This window comes from Ruegeria sp. ANG10 (genome assembly GCF_040705255.1).
Classification (GTDB): domain Bacteria; phylum Pseudomonadota; class Alphaproteobacteria; order Rhodobacterales; family Rhodobacteraceae; genus Ruegeria.
This window is the reverse complement of the sequence record NZ_JBFCVU010000001.1, coordinates 489,659-508,532: the sequence shown is the minus strand read 5'-3', so window position 1 is coordinate 508,532 and position 18,874 is coordinate 489,659. Positions and strand designations below refer to the sequence as shown.

Below are 18,874 nucleotides of genomic sequence, written 5' to 3'. Positions count from 1 at the left end.
ACCTTTGACCCACATCGCCATTGACGTAACACCCTGGGACAATGAACGCGGTTTTGGCCGGTTCACCCGGAATCTGGTCGCTGCTCTGGCCGCCCGCAATAGCGGCTTTCGCTATACGCTCCTGTTTGATCAGGAACCGACACGCCCCGTGCCGGAAGGTGTCGAAACTCGCATTGCAGGCTCTGAATTATCGATGTCCGAGGCCTCATCAGGGGCCAAAGCGCGGGGCGGGGCCGATCTGCTGACAATGGCCAGGGCGGCCCGGCGCATCGACTGCGACGTGTTCTTTTACCCGGCGGTTTATTCCTATTTTCCGCTGCCGTCCCGACGCCCCACGGTGGTCTGTTATCACGACACGATCCCTGAACGCTTTCCCGACCTGATCTTTCCAAAACGCCTGAATTTCCGGCTGTGGCAGGCCAAATGCTGGTTGGCCAAGATGCAGGCAACACGGGTGATGACGATCTCGGACGCCTCGGCAAACGACCTGACAAGTATTCTGCGCATTCCTCGCGCGCGAATTGACACGATCACCGAAGGGGCCGAGGATATCTTTCAGCCTATTCAGGACAATAGGGTTTTGATGAAAGCCCGAGAGGCCTATGGCATCCCCGCGGGCGCACCGCTTTTGGTCTATCTGGGCGGGTTCAACCGTCATAAAAACGTATTGCGCCTAATTGAAGCCATGCCTCAGATCCTTCGGAAAGCACCGGACACACGCCTAGCTATTGTCGGGCGCACCACAGGGGCGCGGTTCTGGGACAATATCGAGGACCTCAAGGCCAGTGCCGCCGCTGATGCCTCCCGGTCCGAGCGCATCATTTTCACCGGAGAGATTGATGACCCCGAACTTGCCGCCCTGCTCAATACCGCTGATGCGCTGGTCTTCCCCTCGCTTTGGGAGGGGTTCGGCCTGCCCGCGCTCGAGGCGATGTCATGCGGCACCCCCGTTCTGTCCTCGGATCGCGGCAGCCTGCCCGAGGTGGTGGGCGATGGCGGGCTTTATTTCGACCCCCTATCCAGCCAGGCCCTTGCGGATCAAACCATCCGCTTACTGACTGAACCCGGGCTGCAAAAAGACCTGTCGCAAAAGGCGCTGGCACAAGCCTCAAACTTTAGCTGGGACAAAGGTGCGGAACTGGCCGAGGCATCGTTTCGGAGGGCGCTAAGCCCGGAGTAACAAATTTTTTCCCTGGTGCGCCTATTTCAAAATTCCCGCAACAATTCTGTGTCCGCCTAAGAATTGAACCCTTATTGGAAACGCGGTACGGCAGTCTGGAACCAGGCTGACAAATTTGTTGGATTCGCACCCCCTTCCTCCTATCCGTGGAAGAGGTTAGAATTTCCGACAGCCATACCGTGAATTGATTTCAGTCTGACTTTGTAAGATCAGGGTAAATTATGAACTACGAAACCTCGCACCATCAGTCCCTCGGGCAGCTTATCGCCACGCGCGACGCGCGGGTTGCTGTGGTTGGTTTGGGCTATGTCGGCCTGCCACTGGCGCTGACCGCCTATGATGAGGGGTTCGACACAACCGGCGTTGACCTCAACCCAGACCGGGTGGCGCGGATCAATCAGGGCGATCAGGTCATATCGTACCTGGCCTCAGACCGGATCGCGCAGGCGGTGGACAGCGGCCGGTTCCGCGCCACGCAGGACCCTGCGGCACTGGCCGATGCAGATATCGTGTTGATCTGCGTGCCGACCCCACTGACCGATGCGCAGGACCCGGATATGCGCTATGTCGCTGCCGCCGCCCAAACCATCGCGCAACAATTGCGCCCCGGTCAGATGGTGGTGCTGGAAAGCAGCGTCTGGCCCGGTGCCACAACAACTCTGGTCCAGCCCATCCTCGAAGCAGGTGGTTTGCGCGCGGGCAGTGATTTCTTTCTGGCTTTCTCGCCCGAGCGTGAAGACCCCGGCAATGACAAGTTCGACACACACAGCATTCCCAAAGTGGTCGGGGCCGATGATCCGCTGTCGCGGCAACTGGTCGAGGATTTCTATCGCGCCATCGTCACCAGCGCCGTGCCGGTCAGTTCGGCCGCTACTGCCGAGGCGGTGAAACTGGTCGAGAACAGCTTTCGCACCGTAAACATCGCCCTGGTCAACGAACTGAAAACCGCGCTTGAAGCGATGGATGTTGATGTCTGGGAGGTGATCGAGGCTGCAGCCACAAAGCCCTTTGGCTTTATGCCCTTCTATCCCGGCCCCGGCATCGGAGGCGCCTGCATTCCTGTGTCCCCGGCCTATCTGGCCTGGCGCGCCGCAGATGCGGGATCGGATACGCCGATCATCAACCTAGCACGCAGCAGTAATGACGCGGTCCCGCAGATGCTGGCCGCGCGGATCGCTGCGGAACTGACGGCTCGCAACGGTTCTGCGCTGGCGGAAACCGGTCAACCACTGACTGGACAGAAGATTTTGCTGATGGGTATCGCCTATAAGCGGGATGTCGAAGACACCCGCCGCAGCCCGGCTTTGGTTCTGCTGGACGAGCTGGAAAAGCTGGGGGCCGAGGTGGATTATCACGATCCCTATTTCCCACGCCTGCCCGAAGGCGGGGAATTCCCGCAGCTTGCAGGACGAACATCCCAGCCGCTGACAGCCGAAAACCTGAAACGCTATGCGGCAGTAGCCGTTATCACCGACCACAGTGCCCCGGACTACGATCTGGTTGCCCAAGAGGCGGCTCTTGTCTTCGACACACGCAACGTTTTTGAAAAAGCAGGGATACCGGCCACGGGAGGAAGACTCGTCAAGCTTTGAAACTGTCAATCGCCTGCATCGCATTCGGCATTTTCAGAACAGTAACAAAGTAAATTAAATTACATTCTTTCAATGAGGTAACAATTAAAAGTAGAATTCTGGTAATGAGTGACAAGCCCAAGAAAATTTTTGTTGATCTGGACGGGACCCTGATCAGAACTGATCTTTTTGTTGAGGCTATCCTTCAATTTCTGAAGAATAACCCGCTTAACATCTTTCCCGTCATCCTATGGCTGTTCAAAGGTATTCCCTACGCCAAAGAGCGGATCGCGCACGAGGTCGGCCTCAAGGCCGAGGCGCTTCCGTACGAAACCTCGCTGCTTGAGTACCTGAAACAGCAAAAAGCGGATGGCAGGCAGCTGGTTCTCGCCACGGCCTCGCACCGCATCTATGCCGACAAGGTGGCCGCGCATCTGGGAATATTCGACACGGTTCTGGCAACAGATACTGACCACAATCTGAAAGGCGCCAACAAGCTGGCCGCCATACGCGATGATGCCGGGGACGAGACCTTTGCATATGCCGGAGACAGTACAGCCGACAGCCCGATCTGGGCCGCCTCTGCGTCAGGCATATTCGTCAATGCACCGAAATCCGACGTGGCAATAGCGCAGGCGGCAGGCACAGCCGAGAAAGTCATCACATCACGTCCGCCGCTGTGGCGGGCCTTTCTCAAATCCATGCGGCCCCATCAATATGCAAAAAACGCCCTGATCTTTGCGCCTATCTTCACCTCTCAGCAGCATCTGCCTTTTTCATCGGTTCTTGCATCCCTTCTCGCCTTCATCTGTTTCAGCCTTTGTGCGTCGGGGGTGTATTTCCTAAACGATCTGGTCGATCTGGCGGCTGATCGCCAGCACACAAGCAAACGGCACCGTCCGCTGCCATCCGGTGATCTGTCTTTGCATGCAGGCGTGGTCGGCGCGATCGCCCTGCCCTTAATCGCCTTTGCCCTGACATTGGCTTTTCTGCCGCCTGTCTTTGCAGTTGTGCTGATCGCCTATCTGATCATCACCATGGCCTATTCCTTCTGGCTCAAACAGATCGCGACGGCGGATGTGATGGTGCTGGCATCGCTTTACACGCTGCGAGTCATTGCCGGGTCTGCGGCCACCGGAATCGTGCTGTCGTCCTGGTTTCTGGCGTTCTCGATGTTCGTCTTTGTCAGCCTCGGCTACCTGAAGCGCTATATCGAGGTGGCTGCAGCACCCGAAGAAGACGGCAATGTCCATGGCCGGGATTATTCTTATACCGACAGCGAAACCATGTTCAGCCTGGGTGTGGCCAATATCACCGCGGCCGTTGTCATTCTGGCGCTTTATATCAACAGCCCCGAGGTAAAAGAGATTTACCGGACACCCGAAATCCTGTGGCTACTGTGTCTGTTGTTGCTGTACTGGGGCAACCGCATCTGGGTCGGTGCCCGGCGCGGGCGGGTCGCGGACGATCCGGTCCTGTTTGCCCTGCGCGACAGGATCAGTCTTATGGTCGGCGGCGCGTTTGTTTTGGTGACCCTGACTGCGAAATACCTGACCCTTTGATGATGGCCGCGAAAACGAAGGAGAATACAATGTCGTTATACTGGTCTGCCTTACTATTTGCGGTCTGCGCGAACATTTGCACAAACGTCTCGTTCAAACTGGCTGTGCAACAGCTTTCAGGACCTTTCGATATTCGCGCCCTTGTGGTTTCGCCCTGGGCCTGGGCTGGTTTGATCAGTGGCTTGCTGTTGCTGAGCAGCTTTATTGTCGCCATCCGCGGCCTTGAGCTGAGTATCGCCTACCCGGCCGTCACCGGATTGGCGATGGTCGGCATTCTTGTCGTCGGCTATTTCTTGTTTTCCGAGACGCTGAACCTGCAAAAAATCGTTGGCATCGGGCTGGTCATCGCTGGTGTTTTTGTCCTGTCACAGGTGAAACAAGCCTGAGGCCCGGGCTAAGCATGCGCAGTGCGACTGGTCCAATCCCGCAACAGATCTATATGATGTCAAGCAAACCTTCGCACATTTTTCCAAGTCTTTTTCAGAAAGCATTGCCGCAGCACGGAATTTAAGGAATAATTGGGTCAGGCTTCTTTTGGCCTCAAAAAATACGCAGTGTCGAACGAGTAGTGGGGCGTTGCCCCGTCAGGTAACAATAATCAAATTTTAACCCAAGGTGGTTCACAGTTTTGCCATGATTTAGGCGCGGAATCATCGTGGGCACTCGCTCCAAGGCACCACTCTTGCCAGTTTGGAGGGGGACACGACCAAGGTCACAGCCGGAGGGCCGAAAGAAATGATGGGAATTTTCGGAATAGCCATCCTTGTTGGCCTATGTGCTGGCGGATTTGCCTTATATTCCGGTTCTTCTATCCTGATGGCATTGGGGGCCTATATCCTGTTTGGTTGGCTGTTCATTCTGGCTGCACTCATCGTGATTGGCGTGGCCAAATTGTTGCACAATCGACTCCGCAAACACGATCACGCCTATTCCGGCTAAGCGTCGCTGGGCGATTTCCATGTTTCTTAGTGTCCTGTTGCACTGAAACTTCCCTCATCCCAGTGTAGAAGTTATCCATATTCGAACTTCGTGTTTCTCGCGCCTGCCTTTATGCAATGAAATTCAAAGATGCGTCTCATCCCGCTCGTTGGGGCTTGCCTTTGACGATGCGTGAAAAAAGTCGACCGTCGGTCACGGCAAAGCCCAAAGTAATGATGGCGAACCCAATCCACGCGCTCGGCTCCATCCTTTCACCAAGGAATGTCACGCCAAGACCGATAGCAAACGGTGGGATCAGCAGCGTCACCAAAAGAAGATTGGCCGCACCCGCACGCGCAAGAATTGCAAAATAAAGAACATAGGCCAATGCCGTTGACAGCGCGGCCATCCCAAGAAGCGCAGCCCAAACGCCTAAAGACAGAGCAAAATTCGGGGCGCCATCCATCACAAGAACAATTGGGATCATAAGCACGGTGCTGCCAATCAGCATACCAAGCGCATTCACAAGCGGCGGTTGGCCTGAAAGGGCAGTTCTGCCCCAGACACCGGCAAAAGCATAGGAAAGTGTCGCCCCAAGGATAGCCAACTGCGCCAGGTTGCTGGGATTGAACTCAGTCAACGCACTTGGCCCCATGATAAAGGCCACACCCAATATACCTAGCGCAGCACCTGCTATCTTCTTTGGCGTCAACGGCTCATCCTTGAGAAGCAGACCAGCCACAACTGCTGCGAACACTGCCGTCGTTGCGTTTAAAATTGACGCAAGTCCACTGTCGATCTGCGTTTGCCCCCAGAAGATCAGCGAGAATGGGATGGCATTGTTGAGCGCGCCCATAACAAGGTAAGCGCCCCATATCCGAGGGGTGCGTGGCACGCTCAATCCTTTGAATATGACGATCAGTGCAAGAAAAGGAACCGCCCAGATCACCCTGTGCAGCGTAATCGTCAGTGGCGGCACTTCGGTCAGGGCAACCTCGCCGAAGAAGAACGACCCGCCCCAAACGGCCGCAAGCAACAGCAGCATGGCAGTGGCCTTCAAATCCATCGATGGCATGGGCTGCGGAGTCATTTGTTGCCGGTTCCTCGTTAATGCTTCTCCCAAAAAACTAGTCCGCGCGCCCCCAGCACCGCGACCCGTTTCTTGCGGAAAGCTCTCTAATACAGGTCACTCGACCAAAACCGCGACTTCCAAAAAGGCGATGAATTACCCTGTTGCGCATAGCCAGGCATTTGCGAGATATCGCACGTTCGCGCTTCTACTTCTCTACTCGCCTGAAATTGAGAGATATTTCGGGGGTTTTAATCCTGATCCGCAAGACGCAGAGGCTTATATTCCCCGATCCATGCCATGCTAAAACAGGAAATTATTCCGCCGCCTCAAGCAATCTTTCTAAGGGCACCTGGATTTTCCGTTGAACGCCCTGCGGCCATCAACGACGCTTCATAAGATCTCAAAACCGGGCGCGCAGCCTCAAGACCCCGCCCTGATGGCAAATCAAGTTCTGGAAACAACGTCTGGATTTCCGAAACATCCTCTTCATCCAGCGTGGCTGTCCCCGCTTTGCCAAGAAGAAGGCTTTCTGACGCGACGCCATTGGCCCAGACAATCTGGTGATCATCAAAAAGCAGATGGAAATATTCGACTTCGCCACCGATGCGCACAGATATTCCGTCACCGTCGACCAGATACTTTGCTGCTGCCAAAACCTGTGGGCTGGCAAACTGCAACTCGATATCGGCGCCTTGTAACAGAAGGCGATGTTGCGGGCTGACCTCGAATGTGTCCTCGGCGCCCAAAACACCCGCGCGGATTCGGATGGGTGCGAATTTTCCAATAGCCGCCATCGTGCGTCGACCGATCCAACGAATTGGTTGTGCGCCGCTATCCATGGTCAGCACCTGATCTCCCGCTTTCAGGGACTCGATGGGCCTGGGCCCGTCCGGGCAGGCAATCAACGCCCCCCGCACAAAACACAACGGATCGGAATCGGCCCTATCCCCGAACAGCGAGTATCCGGTATTGAAGCCGTTCGCATAGATCGGCGAGACCAATTGAATCGACTCGATCGCGCTTGCGTCGATCGCGTCCTGATCCGCGTTATCCTGAAATTCCGGTGCCCAATAGGTGTTGCCGTTGGTATCTTGAAAAACAACAGCTGTAATACTTACGGTCGAGCCATCGGTATATGTAATGACAGCATCGAATTGCATTGCTGCATCAAACGACTGCGGCGACCCACCGTCGATGCTGAACTGATCGTTCGAGACGTTGTTGTCCAGATCATAGGCCGTAGAATCCCCGCCGCTGAAACCAGACCCTGCCTCGGCGAAAGTCTGTCTGCTGTCAAACAGAGGATTTCCCGCAGACCCATAGGTGCCAAGGGACGAATTCACTGCGCCGGTTGAAAGGGTTTGGTTGCCTTCAGCCGTGTCCCAGATTTGCTGGTTGCCAAGGGAAAAGACGGTAAATGCTGTCGGCATGGAAAACTCGTAAAAAACAAAAAACGAACGTACAGCAGGCAAATAACCTTCGATTTCTTAACAATTCAAGAATTTTTATTTGTAGATCGGGTTTGGTGGTCAAAACAAATACCGAAACGTGTCTTATTGGTATCTGGGTCGGGCTGGCCAATCATCAGCAGAGTACTGGTCTTTATCGTGTAGTGATGCGCAAAAGAACCGAAGCCGTGTGGCACATCAATTACTTACGGTGCAAATCCTTGATGGTCTGTTTTCTCATGTTAGGATCGCGTTCATGCTCAACTTGGTGCAAGTGAAGATCGCATTCGAAAGAGCTAACAAATACACTGTTGATAGAAAGCAGTATGTTGGGCCAAATACCTGCAACTGTACTGTTTTTCGATACAGCAAACAAAAAAGGCCAAAATGGCCAGTCCACCAACGGAGGTCACACAATGACTATTTCAAACACTCTGAAGCCTGCTTTGCTGGCTTCAGCAGCACTGCTGTTAAGCCAGGGCGCTGCTCTGGCCGATCCCATTAAGATTGCTGTCAACGAATGGACCGGTCAGCATATCTCGGCCCATTTTGCAGGGGCGCTGTTCGAACAACTAGGCCACGAGGTCGAGTACGTGACCGCCGGTGCCGTGCCGCAGCTGGCCGCCATTGCCGAAGGCAGCCTGCATTATCAGCCTGAGCTTTGGACCAACAATGTCGGCGACATCTACCCCAAGGCTGTTGAGGCCGGGGATATCATTGTTGTTGGCGGCCTGGGGCTTGAGCCGCAGGAAGGTTGGATTTATCCGCCATACATGGCCGAAAAATGCCCGGGTCTACCGGCCTATGAGGCGCTGTATGACTGCGCGCAGGCCTTTGCCGCCGCGGATACCTTCCCGGATGGTCGTCTGATCACCTACCCGGCAGACTGGGGCACTCGGTCAGCCGATCTGGTTGAGCTGATCGACCTGCCGTTCAAGCCGGTTCCGGGCGGCTCCGAAGGGGCGATGCTGGCCGAACTGAAAAGCGCCGTGGCCGCCGAGCAGCCGATCCTGATGATGATGTGGCAGCCGCACTGGGTCTTTGCCGAAACCGATGTGAACTGGGTCGAATGGGACACGCCGCATGGCACTTGCGACGAGTCCAGCCAGAAACGCGGCGAGGCGTGCGGCTTCCAGCAGGCGACTGTCGACAAGATCGTCTCGAAAGATTTCGCGTCGACCTATCCGGATGCGATGAAGATGGTTGAGCAGATGAACCTGACCAACGACGTACAGAACGTACTGATCCTGGAAGTGGATCAGAACGGGCGCGAAGTCAAAGAAGTCGTGGCCGAGTGGATGGGTGCAAACGAAGACGTCTGGCAGCCCTGGGTTGCAGCGGCAAAACAGTAACCCGTCTCTGACCATGGTGGAGCGTGACATATGTGCTCCACCCATTTTAAGGCTGCTTAAATGACTGCATCTTCCCTAACCAGCACCCCGAAACTGTCCTGCAAACATGTTTGGAAACTTTACGGTAAAGGGGCGGATCAACATCTGCGCAACATCGATGTGGCAGGTCAGGACCCAAGCGAGGCCAAGGCCCTGGCTCAACACATTCGCGATGACGGCGGCATTGTCGCCTCGACCGATGTCAGCTTTGATGTCATGCCGGGCGAGATTTTTGTGATCATGGGGCTTTCAGGTTCGGGCAAGTCCACCATCGTGCGCTGCCTGTCCCGTCTGGTCGAACCCACCGCCGGGGAAATATTGCTGGATGGTGAGGATCTGCTAAAGGTCTCGGCGAAGGAACTGATAGACATTCGCCGTCACAAGATGGGGATGGTGTTCCAAAGCTTTGGCCTGATGCCGCACCTGAACGTTCTGGAAAACGTGGCCTTTCCCCTGAAGTTGCAAGGGTTGGACGACAAAGAGCGTCTGGAGCGCGCCGAGCGCGTGATCTCATTGGTCGGTTTGGAAGGGCGCGAAAGCAGTTTTCCCAGCCAATTGTCGGGCGGGCAGCAACAGCGTGTCGGCATTGCACGGTCATTGGCCGTGGAGCCCGAGGTCTGGTTTCTGGACGAACCATTCAGCGCGCTCGACCCATTGATCCGACGCCAGATGCAGGACGAGTTTCTGCGGCTACAGCAAGAGCTGCACAAATCCATCGTCTTCATCACCCATGATTTTCTTGAAGCGCTGCGCATTGCCGATCGAATGGCAATCATGAAGGACGGCGCGGTGGTACAAATCGGACGCCCGGTCGATCTGATCCTGAACCCCGTCGACGATTATGTACGTGAATTCACCAATGACGTCCCGTGGGAACTGATCCTGACGGCGGGCGATGTGGCCTCGGACAACGCGCCGCCGAGCGGGATCAAAGAGGTTCCGGCCTCAACCAATGTGGCCGATCTGCTGCCCTATCTTGCCTCACACGACAACGGGGTGGCCGTGCGCAAGGACAACGACGCGCTGGTACACATGACCAGCCAGAATGTGATTGCCGCTTTGGCCAGCGGTGTATCCGACGCCTCAGCGGTCAAGGACTGACCTAATGGATGCAGTTTCGAACAGATCGCTGGTGGTCTGGCTTGCGGTCACAGTGCTTGTGGCCATTTGCGTCGTCTTTGCCAAAAGCCTTGGGCCACTGGTCACCTATCCTGATGCATTGGTTCTGCCGGTAACCGACCCGATGAATATCGCGATGCGGTGGTTTGTGGTGACCTTCGGCTGGTTCTTCAAAGCCATTTCCTGGTTGTTGGATTGGCCCATCCTTCTGGCCAAGTCGGTTCTGCATGCGGTGCCATGGGTGGCGTGGTTTGTGTTGTGGGTCTATTTGGCCCTTCGTGCAGGGGGTCGGGGGCTTGCGATCTTTACCGCCCTCAGCCTTTTATACATGGTCACGTTTGGGTTCTGGACACAGTCCATGAACTCTTTCGCGCTTGTGGTTGTTTCGATTCCAATGGCGGTGGCACTGGGCTTTGCGCTGGGAACCTGGGGGTTTCTTTCTGACCGAGCCTATCGGATCATCATGCCAGTCCTGGACCTGATGCAGACAGTTCCGGCCTTTGCTTATCTGCTGCCGATCCTGCTGTTGTTCGGATTTGGCACTACGGTCGGTTTGGTCGCCTCGATCCTGTTCGCCTTCCCGCCGATGGTGCGCAACACCATTGTTGGCCTGCGCGGCGTTCCGGACGAAGTGATCGAGTCCGGCCTGATGAGCGGCGCCACCCCAACCCAGCTTTTCTGGGGCGTGCGTGTTCCAACAGCGCAGCGGCAAATCCTGCTGGGAGTAAACCAGACAACGATGGCATCATTGTCCATGGTGATCATCGCATCGATCATCGGCGGCACCAATGATATCGGCTGGGAGGTGCTGTCGACTATGCGCAAAGCGCAGTTCGGTGAGAGCCTTTTGGCCGGGATCGTGATTGCGCTGATGGCCATGGTGCTGGACCGGATCACCTGGGGATTCGCGGTGCAGTCCAGTTCAGCTAAACGCGGGGCCAAGGGCTGGATCATCTGCGCCGTGCTGTTTGGCGTTGCTTGGCTGCTGGCTTTGGTTTTCCCACCCCTCAAGGACTGGCCCGAAGCGTGGCTGTTGAACCCCGCCCCGGCTATGAACGCGGGGCTTGAGTGGATCTTTGTCGAATTCCGTACCACGCTTGAGGCAATCAAACGGGTCGCGCTGTTCTACCTGATGCTGCCGATCAAGATCGGGCTGTCTCAGGCCGTCAGCCCGTTTACCTGGGGTTTTGCCATGACACCCGCCGTGACCACGGGGTATGCACTGATCGTCGTGGCAATAGCTGGGTATTTCGCGTTCAAAGGCAAGCAGTTGCAAGCTCTTTGGGTGATCCTGTTCGGGCTGGTTCTGTATTCCGGCCTGACCGGGCTGGCCTGGATTGCGCTTTGCGCCGTTATCCTGGCCCTGGCCTGGCAGGCCGGAGGGAAGAACCTCGCGCTCTGGGCGTTGGCCGGGGTGGCCTTTCTGCTTCTGACCGGAATTTGGGAACCGTCGGTCATTTCCTTGTACCTCTGCGGCGTAGGCGTTCTGCTGTCATTTCTGTTCGGCAGCGCCATCGGCATCTGGGCGTCCGAGAATGACACAGTGTCCCGCATAGTACGGCCCGTTATCGACACGCTGCAGACCATGCCGCTATTCGTGATCCTCATTCCCTTTGTAATGGTGTTCAAGATTGGTGAATTCACGGCTCTTCTGGCCATCATCGTCTATGCGATTGTTCCGGCGATCCGATACACCGAACATGGGCTTCGCAACCTACCGCATGACGTAATCGAGGCGGCAACAGCCATCGGAACGACGCCCCGGCAGTTGCTGTGGCAGGTGAAATTGCCACTTGCGGTGCCATCAATCATGCTGGGCCTAAACCAGACAATCATGTTCGGGATTTCAATGTTGGTGATTACCGCCCTGGTGGGAACTGACGATCTGGGCCAGCAGATTTATATCGGCCTCGGAGATGGCGATTTCGGGGTCGGGATGACTGCCGGGATAGGCATGGCCATCATCGCAATGATCGCCGACCGCATCACGCAGGGGTTCAGCCAGCAAATTCAGGCACGTTTGGGCGTGAAACTGGACAACGCACTTTAATCTCCAGCGGCACGACATACAGGACACACGGCCAGACAAAATTACGCGGCAGCTCCCGACAGGTCCAAAGGCCGCAGCGGTTGACCGATAGGGTATGATCTATCATCCTGCGCCGTAACGGACTGGCCCGGCGCAGTTATTTTCACGTCGAGCGTAAATTTCAGACAAGGCTTGTAACATGCCCGATGGATCGCAGAAGCAATATGTGCTGGACACACATCGGCTGCGCGATCCTGAGCACACTCTGCAAATTGTTAAACCTCATCTAAAGGATATGGGCATCACCCGGATCGCAAACCTGACTGGCCTGGACCGGATCGGATTGCCCACCGTGATGGTTGCCCGGCCCAATTCTCGGTCGGTCGCGGTGTCACTGGGCAAAGGGTTGTCACTGCGCGCGGCTCAAGCTTCGGGCGTGATGGAAGCGATTGAATCCTGGCATGCCGAACGGGTGCAATTGCCTCAGCGTCTGGCCAGATATGCCGAACTGGCCCAAGAAGCGACTGTGGTTGAGGTGACAAAGCTACCGCGTGTGACCGGCGGGCATTTCGATCCGCATACCAACATGTTGTGGGTTTTAGGCCAGGATCTGGGTACGGGTCACGCGTGCTGGGTTCCGCTTGAGATGGTCGATACCGACTATACCACTGCCCCGGTTGGTGGTCAGGCTGCATTTCCTCGCACGACCAACGGTCTGGCGTCGGGCAACAACGTGGCCGAGGCCAGCTGTCACGCCATCTGCGAGTTGATCGAACGGGACGCCACAACATTGTGGCATCACCGTGCGAGCGCCCCCCGCCTTGATCCAGACACTGTGGATGACCCGCGCTGTCGTCAGGCCATCGAAATGATTGCCACCGCCGGGCTTGAGATCGGGTTGTGGAACACGACTTCAGATATAGGTATTGCCAGTTTCCGCTGTGTGGTTTGCGAAGGAGGCGGACAGCCCGGCCATATCGGTATTGGTGATGGTTGCCACCCAGACCGTGCGATCGCCTTGCTGCGGGCCCTGACCGAGGCGGCACAGACGCGACTTACCTATATCTCTGGCGCACGGGATGATCTGGATCCAGAGGAATTCACCAATCAGGCCAAGATGGATCGGGGGCGCTATGTGCGTGACTTAATTGATAGTGCCGCAGCGGATCAAAGATTTGACGATTGTCCGTCTCATGTGACCGGGTCCTTTGACGAAGACCTGGAATTGCTGCTGCAACGGCTTGCCGCTGTAGGCATTTTACAGGTGGTGACGGTTGATCTGTCGCGGCCTGAAATTGATATCGCCGTGATCCGGGCTGTGATCCCCGGGCTGGAGGCTCCGCATGACGATCCGGATTATGTGCCCGGCCCCCGGGCACAGCGCATAATGGATGGTTTGGCATGACGGCAGTTGTTTTTGTGGGACCAACCCTGACGTCTGACGTAGTGGCCGAACATCTGGATGCAACCATTCTGCCACCCGTTCGACAAGGCGACGTCTACCGCGTCGCGCGCGAAAAACCGACCGCAATCGGGATCATAGACGGATTTTTCGAAGGGGTTCCATCGGTATGGCACAAGGAAATCCTATGGGCGATCGAACAGGGTATTCCGGTCTTTGGCAGCGCCAGTATGGGCGCGTTGCGAGCGGCTGAACTGGCTGATTTCGGAATGATCGGGGTTGGTCAGATCTTTCAGGACTACTACGACGATGTCCTGCAGGATGACGATGAGGTTGCCGTGCTACACAGCCCGGCCGAGCTGGGGTTCCAACCTCTCAGCGAACCGATGGTGTCGATCCGCGCAACTGTGGCGCAAGCAGAAGCCGCAGGCGTTCTGTCGCCGGATACGGCGTCTGAAGTTTTGCAACGTGCCAAGGCATTGCACTATCGACAGCGCATATGGGCAGACATTATCGCTGCGGCGCTGGATCTTCCCGGTGTCTCTGATTTCTCCGATTGGCTGCCAACGGGCCGTATCGACGCCAAGGCGGATGACGCCCGCGCCATGTTGGCCCAAATGTCAAAGCATCTGGCCCAAACACCCCACCCCCCACCCCAGGCGACACGCACCGAACCAACCCTGATGTGGAAAGCACTGCGCGCGCGTGTGGATGCCGGAGAGCCAAGCACAGACCGCGCCATTGTTGACGAGCTGCGGCTGAACCCTGACTTATACGCGCAATTGAAAGACCGCGCCGCGTTGGCGCTGTTGTCGCGCGAAGATGCCTTTAGGCGGGATCGTACTCCTGCACGCGCTGATTTGGTTCGGCAGATGGACGGTCATAGGGCGGCAACAGGTTTATCACGGCGGTCTGACCTGATGGCGTGGATTGAGGCGAACGATCTGAACCCCGAAAGCTATGAGGCTATGCTGGCCGACGCTGCGCGGATCGACGCCGCCGTCGCATCGCGCGCGAGCTATTTGGACACACAATTGCTGTCGGAACTACGTCGCGCGGGTCAATATACCCAGTTGCGGGATCGGGCCGCCAACAAGGGACAAAGCGCCATCCCGGCGGGCGCTTCCGGGGTGGATCGTCTGCGGGTGCTGATGTGGTATTTTGAATCTCGTCTTGACCAAGAGGTGCCTGATGATCTTGACTCCTACGCAGTGGCGCTTGGTCTGGCCGGGCGCGACGCGTTTTATGACCTGATAGAAGCCGAGTTTTTATATTGCCATAAAGGTGCCGACACCGGAGCCGCCGAATAGCAGGTCGCCGGATTTGACCGGGCACAACACGGGAGGGCATTTTGTGAACTACCCCGAACAGATCGAAGACGAAGAGCCCGGCACCCGGTTTCTGCTGTATCCACAGTCGCCCTTTCTTGAGCCTGACGCCCCGCTGGAACTGGTCGAAATCTCTGCCCCTCAGGGCAGTGTCGGTCCCGGACCGTCTGGGCCACGCATGTACACGGTGAACCCGGTGGGAAAAACCACGCCGTATGGCGCGATTGTACCGGGGCCTAACGGGCCCGGCATGTATCTGCCCCCTTGGGATGGCTATATCCAACCGCCCGCCATGCCAGATGAGTTCGGAAATTTCATCCATATCGATCCTACCGACCCCTCCTTCGAAGCAGCGCATCTTTATGGGTCGGCCCATTTCACCATGGATGTTTGGCAGGGGTATTTCGACCGTCCGATCCCATGGCACTTTGCCCGCGACTTCGACCGTCTGGAACTGTCACTTCTGCCCAGCCTCGACAACGCGCATATCGGTTGGGGTTTTCTGGAAACTGGCGGCACCCATGAACACGGGGATGAATACCGTCCCTACAGTCTGAATTTCGACGTGGTCGCGCATGAAATCGGCCATGCCATTATCTATAGCGTGATCGGGATGCCGACGGATGGCGATGCTTCGGGCGAGTATTACGGGTTCCACGAATCCGCAGCTGATCTGGTGGCCTTGTTGGCGTCACTGCATTTCGGGTCGGTGGTGGACACGTTACTCGAAAACACCCGAGGTAATCTTTATACCTTCAACCGCCTCAGCCGTTTTGCCGAACTGTCGGACAACGCACAGATCCGGATTGCCGCCAATGATCGCTCTTTGTCGGAATTCGCTGCCGGTTGGTCCAGCGAACATGCCCTGTCGGAACCCCTGACCGGCGCGATGTTTGATGTCTTTGTCGATATCTATCACGAGAGGTTGCTGGTACACGGCCTGATCTCGGCCGAAGAGGAAAACCTGTCAGATCAACTGGAAGGCACACCCGAGTACAGCCAGGTGATGCAAGGAATTTTTGACAAACGATACGCCCAAAACCCCGAAGGGTTCCGCACCGCCCTGCTTGAGGCGCGCGATTATCTGGGCACCTACTTGGCCGACGCATGGGAGCGGCTGGACGCCGATATGCTAAGCTATTTCGGAGTGGAAAAGGCGCTTTTGGCTGTCGACCAAGAGATTACCGGTGGCGCCTTCCGCCGTATCATCGAAGGCAATTTCCGCATGCGCGACATAGGATTGACAACGGCCGGCCCCCACCTACCAGACCCGGGAGAAGACAGCCATTCGCATTCCGTGCGCACGCAGGTGCCGGGTTAGCGTCTAAAACTCTTTATTTTTACAAGGATTTATGGCATGCAATCATGGGATGATTTTTGGAAGCATTTTCGGTTCAGACTTTTACGGACCGTGTAGAGGGGGAGATGTGGTCTGTGACACCATATATCCCGAAATTGGGAGATAGTTTCATGCCGGAGACTTTATTGAGTTTTTCTGAAGTGCTGATATTTGGAAGAGTCCTTGATGACCTAGAATACGATGCCAAACCCAAAAATGGTAAAGGCAATAATAAACATTTGGACGCACAGTTCGCCGATGCGGGCAACGACAAAGCCCAGTTCGCAAAAATTTACGGCTTCGCCTACGAGGGAACCTACTATGACCTTCCTGAGCCCGTGATTTTTCTTGTCCACGGAAACGGTACGCCGGTGAACGGTGCGAACAACCTGCCGGGTAATCTTGCTTCCCGAGCGCCCACTGAACCATCCGTCGGCGGCGTTGCCGCCGCAGATTTTCAAATCGCAAACGATATCAAAGTCTGGAATTACGACAAAGCCGATCAGACCATGCGCATGGACGTGATGACGGGTCAGTTCGAACAGGTTCTGCTGGATATCTATTTCGGCTTCGACAGCCCGGCGATCAGCGGGGCGAAGGTTTCCGGTGCCAAGGTTAGCGGGGCGAAAGTCTCGGGTGCAAAGGTTAGCGGTGCCAAGGTTAGCGGAGCAAAAGTCAGCGGTGCAAAAGCGCGCGGTGGCGATTGAGTCCCAACTTCAAGCCAGCAAACAAGGGCGCGCAATGAACGCGCCCTTTTTCATGGCCGATCAGAACCCGGCCTTTTTCAGACCTTCAACAAAATGCTGGGTGTCTTCTTCCAGCTTGTCCGGTTGAACGGTTCCCCAACGCGCCAATGAAAAATTTGGATGTGCTGCGCGATGCTTATCCGCGATCTGACGGGCCATATCGAATTGGCCAAGCTGGGCATAGCTTGCCGCCAGCATCCGTTGCCCCTCGGTCGGGTTGTTCATCTTGTTGACGACGTCGATGACATCTTCATACCTGCGCAGGTTGTAATACGCGCCCCCCAGATGCCACAGATATTGATCCGGGAAGTATGGGTTCAAGCGCATCGCCTGCTGAAGATGTGTAATCGCCGTTTGGTTGTCCCCCGAATGCGCCAGCGCATCAGCAAAATCGGAATGCATATCTGCGTCGTTTGGGTTCAATGCCAACGCGCGCTGATAAGATTGCAGCGCTGCGTCGTGTTCCTTGCGGTATAGGTGGACATACCCCAATTCACCAAACCCGCGCGCGTCCGTGGGGTCCAGTTCAATCGCGCGCTGCGCGAAAGTCAGCGCCTGATCCAGCGCTTGCGTAGGATCTTCGGACCAGGAATAGCGCCAGTCGATATTCAACGTCCGCGACAACGCGGCAGCGGCGCGGGCATAGCCCCCATCCCGTTCCAGCGCATTCTGATAGAAGTTTTGCGCCTTCCGGTTGTCATTCCTGGTGTATTTGAAGATGTGATACTGGCCCTGCAAAACAGAGCCATAGGCCTCGAGGTCGGATGGGACCGACTGGATCATCCGCTGCTTTTCATGCGACTCGATCATCACCGCAGTAGCGGCCACAATGCATTCGGTCACCTCATCCAGAATGTCGAAAATATCGTCGATTTTACGATCAAACCGCTCACCCCAGATGGTGCGTTCGGTTGAGGCATCGATCAGTTCCGCCGAGATCCGGATACGGCTGGCCGAACGGCGCACGCTGCCCCGCGCGATATACCGCACGTTCAGCTTTTGCGCGGCCTCTTTCGGCGGCATCCCCTGCGTCTTGAAGAAAAAGGACGAGTTCCGCGCGATTACGAACAGATTGCGGAACTTGGACAGGTTCATGATGATGTCGTCGGTCAGCCCTTCGGCAATCCAGCTGTCGGATTCGTCCCCTTCATTGCTGCTGAAGGGCAGAACCGCCACCGAGGGCGTGTCGGGACGTTCCAGAATATTCCCGGGCATATCCGGCCGCATCGTTCCGGCCATAGTTGCGCCAGCGACTTCGCTGCGGACACAATAGGTCGAGACGGGCGCAAGGATGTTTTTCAGGTGCTGGGGGCCGAGGAATTCATAGCCATAGCGCAGCCGGTTGCAGACCTGATCGTAAACGGCAGAGCTTACATAAACCCTTTCAGGTTCGGCAATTTCCTGAAGGCGCGCCGCGATATTGACATTGTCGCCATGAATGCCGCGATCGTCGATCAGGATTTCGCCAAGATGGACGCCAGCGCGAAAATTGATTCGTTGATTTTCCGCACGATCCTGATTGTGCTGGCTGGCGATGCGGTGCAGTTCGACCCCGAATTCAACGGCACTGGTGGCGGTTTCGAACAAGGCCAGAATACCATCGCCGCGCACCTCGACCACCCGGCCCTGAAAACGTGCGCAGGTCTCTTCAAGATGAGAAATCAACGATTTCAACGCGTTATACGTGTCCATCTCGTTCTCGCTCATCAGGCGTGAATACCCGACGACATCGGCAAACAAGACTGCACCCAGCTTCTGCGTTATGGAAG

15 protein-coding genes are annotated in these 18,874 nt (G+C 56.2%); 12 read left to right on the top strand and 3 right to left on the bottom strand.

The window, feature by feature from the left end:
* The first annotated feature begins 4 nt into the window (after positions 1 to 4).
* The 5 genes from AB1A64_RS02375 (at position 5) to AB1A64_RS02355 (ending at position 5,252) form a co-directional block, all read left to right on the top strand.
* On the top strand, positions 5 to 1,180 hold the full coding sequence (locus tag AB1A64_RS02375; RefSeq protein ID WP_366549932.1) for a glycosyltransferase family 1 protein: 1,176 nt from the start codon (positions 5 to 7) through the stop codon (positions 1,178 to 1,180).
* A 221-nt stretch (positions 1,181 to 1,401) separates the two neighbouring features.
* A complete protein-coding gene (locus AB1A64_RS02370; RefSeq protein WP_366549931.1) occupies positions 1,402 to 2,772 on the top strand; it encodes a nucleotide sugar dehydrogenase in 1,371 nt (456 codons plus the stop codon).
* A gap of 104 nt (positions 2,773 to 2,876) precedes the next feature.
* Positions 2,877 to 4,313 carry a UbiA family prenyltransferase gene (locus tag AB1A64_RS02365; protein WP_366549930.1) on the top strand — a complete coding sequence of 479 codons (1,437 nt, stop codon included), beginning with the start codon at positions 2,877 to 2,879 and terminating at the stop codon, positions 4,311 to 4,313.
* A 29-nt stretch (positions 4,314 to 4,342) separates the two neighbouring features.
* Complete coding sequence (locus AB1A64_RS02360) at positions 4,343 to 4,699, top strand: SMR family transporter (protein ID WP_170350077.1); 357 nt, start codon at positions 4,343 to 4,345, stop codon at positions 4,697 to 4,699.
* 349 nt (positions 4,700 to 5,048) lie between these two features.
* On the top strand, positions 5,049 to 5,252 hold the full coding sequence (locus AB1A64_RS02355) for a hypothetical protein (RefSeq protein ID WP_170350076.1): 204 nt from the start codon (positions 5,049 to 5,051) through the stop codon (positions 5,250 to 5,252).
* Between the two features lie 136 nt (positions 5,253 to 5,388).
* On the opposite strand, the gene AB1A64_RS02350 is transcribed toward AB1A64_RS02355, so the two are convergent.
* The gene (locus AB1A64_RS02350; protein ID WP_366549929.1) at positions 5,389 to 6,321 is read right to left on the bottom strand and encodes a DMT family transporter; all 933 of its coding nucleotides are present in this window, start codon (positions 6,319 to 6,321) and stop codon (positions 5,389 to 5,391) included.
* Positions 6,322 to 6,629: 308 nt separating this feature from the next.
* The gene (locus tag AB1A64_RS02345) at positions 6,630 to 7,733 is read right to left on the bottom strand and encodes a Hint domain-containing protein (protein WP_366549928.1); all 1,104 of its coding nucleotides are present in this window, start codon (positions 7,731 to 7,733) and stop codon (positions 6,630 to 6,632) included.
* A 434-nt stretch (positions 7,734 to 8,167) separates the two neighbouring features.
* Here AB1A64_RS02345 and AB1A64_RS02340 point away from each other — a divergent pair, with 434 nt between their 5' ends.
* The 7 genes from AB1A64_RS02340 (at position 8,168) to AB1A64_RS02310 (ending at position 17,066) form a co-directional block, all read left to right on the top strand.
* The gene (locus AB1A64_RS02340) at positions 8,168 to 9,103 is read left to right on the top strand and encodes an ABC transporter substrate-binding protein (RefSeq protein WP_366549927.1); all 936 of its coding nucleotides are present in this window, start codon (positions 8,168 to 8,170) and stop codon (positions 9,101 to 9,103) included.
* 60 nt (positions 9,104 to 9,163) lie between these two features.
* Complete coding sequence (locus AB1A64_RS02335; RefSeq protein WP_366549926.1) at positions 9,164 to 10,243, top strand: betaine/proline/choline family ABC transporter ATP-binding protein; 1,080 nt, start codon at positions 9,164 to 9,166, stop codon at positions 10,241 to 10,243.
* 4 nt (positions 10,244 to 10,247) lie between these two features.
* Positions 10,248 to 12,311: an ABC transporter permease subunit gene (locus tag AB1A64_RS02330; protein ID WP_366549925.1), complete on the top strand. Its 2,064-nt coding sequence runs from the start codon at positions 10,248 to 10,250 to the stop codon at positions 12,309 to 12,311.
* A 178-nt stretch (positions 12,312 to 12,489) separates the two neighbouring features.
* Positions 12,490 to 13,695 (top strand): YcaO-like family protein, encoded by a 1,206-nt coding sequence (locus tag AB1A64_RS02325; RefSeq protein WP_366549924.1) that lies wholly within the window; start codon positions 12,490 to 12,492, stop codon positions 13,693 to 13,695.
* Entirely contained in the window at positions 13,692 to 15,002 is a 1,311-nt protein-coding gene (locus AB1A64_RS02320; RefSeq protein ID WP_366549923.1) for a TfuA-like protein, read from the top strand. Before AB1A64_RS02325 ends, AB1A64_RS02320 begins: the two co-directional genes overlap by 4 nt.
* A gap of 43 nt (positions 15,003 to 15,045) precedes the next feature.
* Complete coding sequence (locus tag AB1A64_RS02315) at positions 15,046 to 16,341, top strand: hypothetical protein (protein ID WP_366549922.1); 1,296 nt, start codon at positions 15,046 to 15,048, stop codon at positions 16,339 to 16,341.
* Between the two features lie 149 nt (positions 16,342 to 16,490).
* A complete protein-coding gene (locus tag AB1A64_RS02310; protein WP_366549921.1) occupies positions 16,491 to 17,066 on the top strand; it encodes a hypothetical protein in 576 nt (191 codons plus the stop codon).
* A gap of 60 nt (positions 17,067 to 17,126) precedes the next feature.
* On the opposite strand, the gene AB1A64_RS02305 is transcribed toward AB1A64_RS02310, so the two are convergent.
* A complete protein-coding gene (locus tag AB1A64_RS02305) occupies positions 17,127 to 18,845 on the bottom strand; it encodes a tetratricopeptide repeat protein (RefSeq protein ID WP_366549920.1) in 1,719 nt (572 codons plus the stop codon).
* Positions 18,846 to 18,874: the final 29 nt, after the last annotated feature.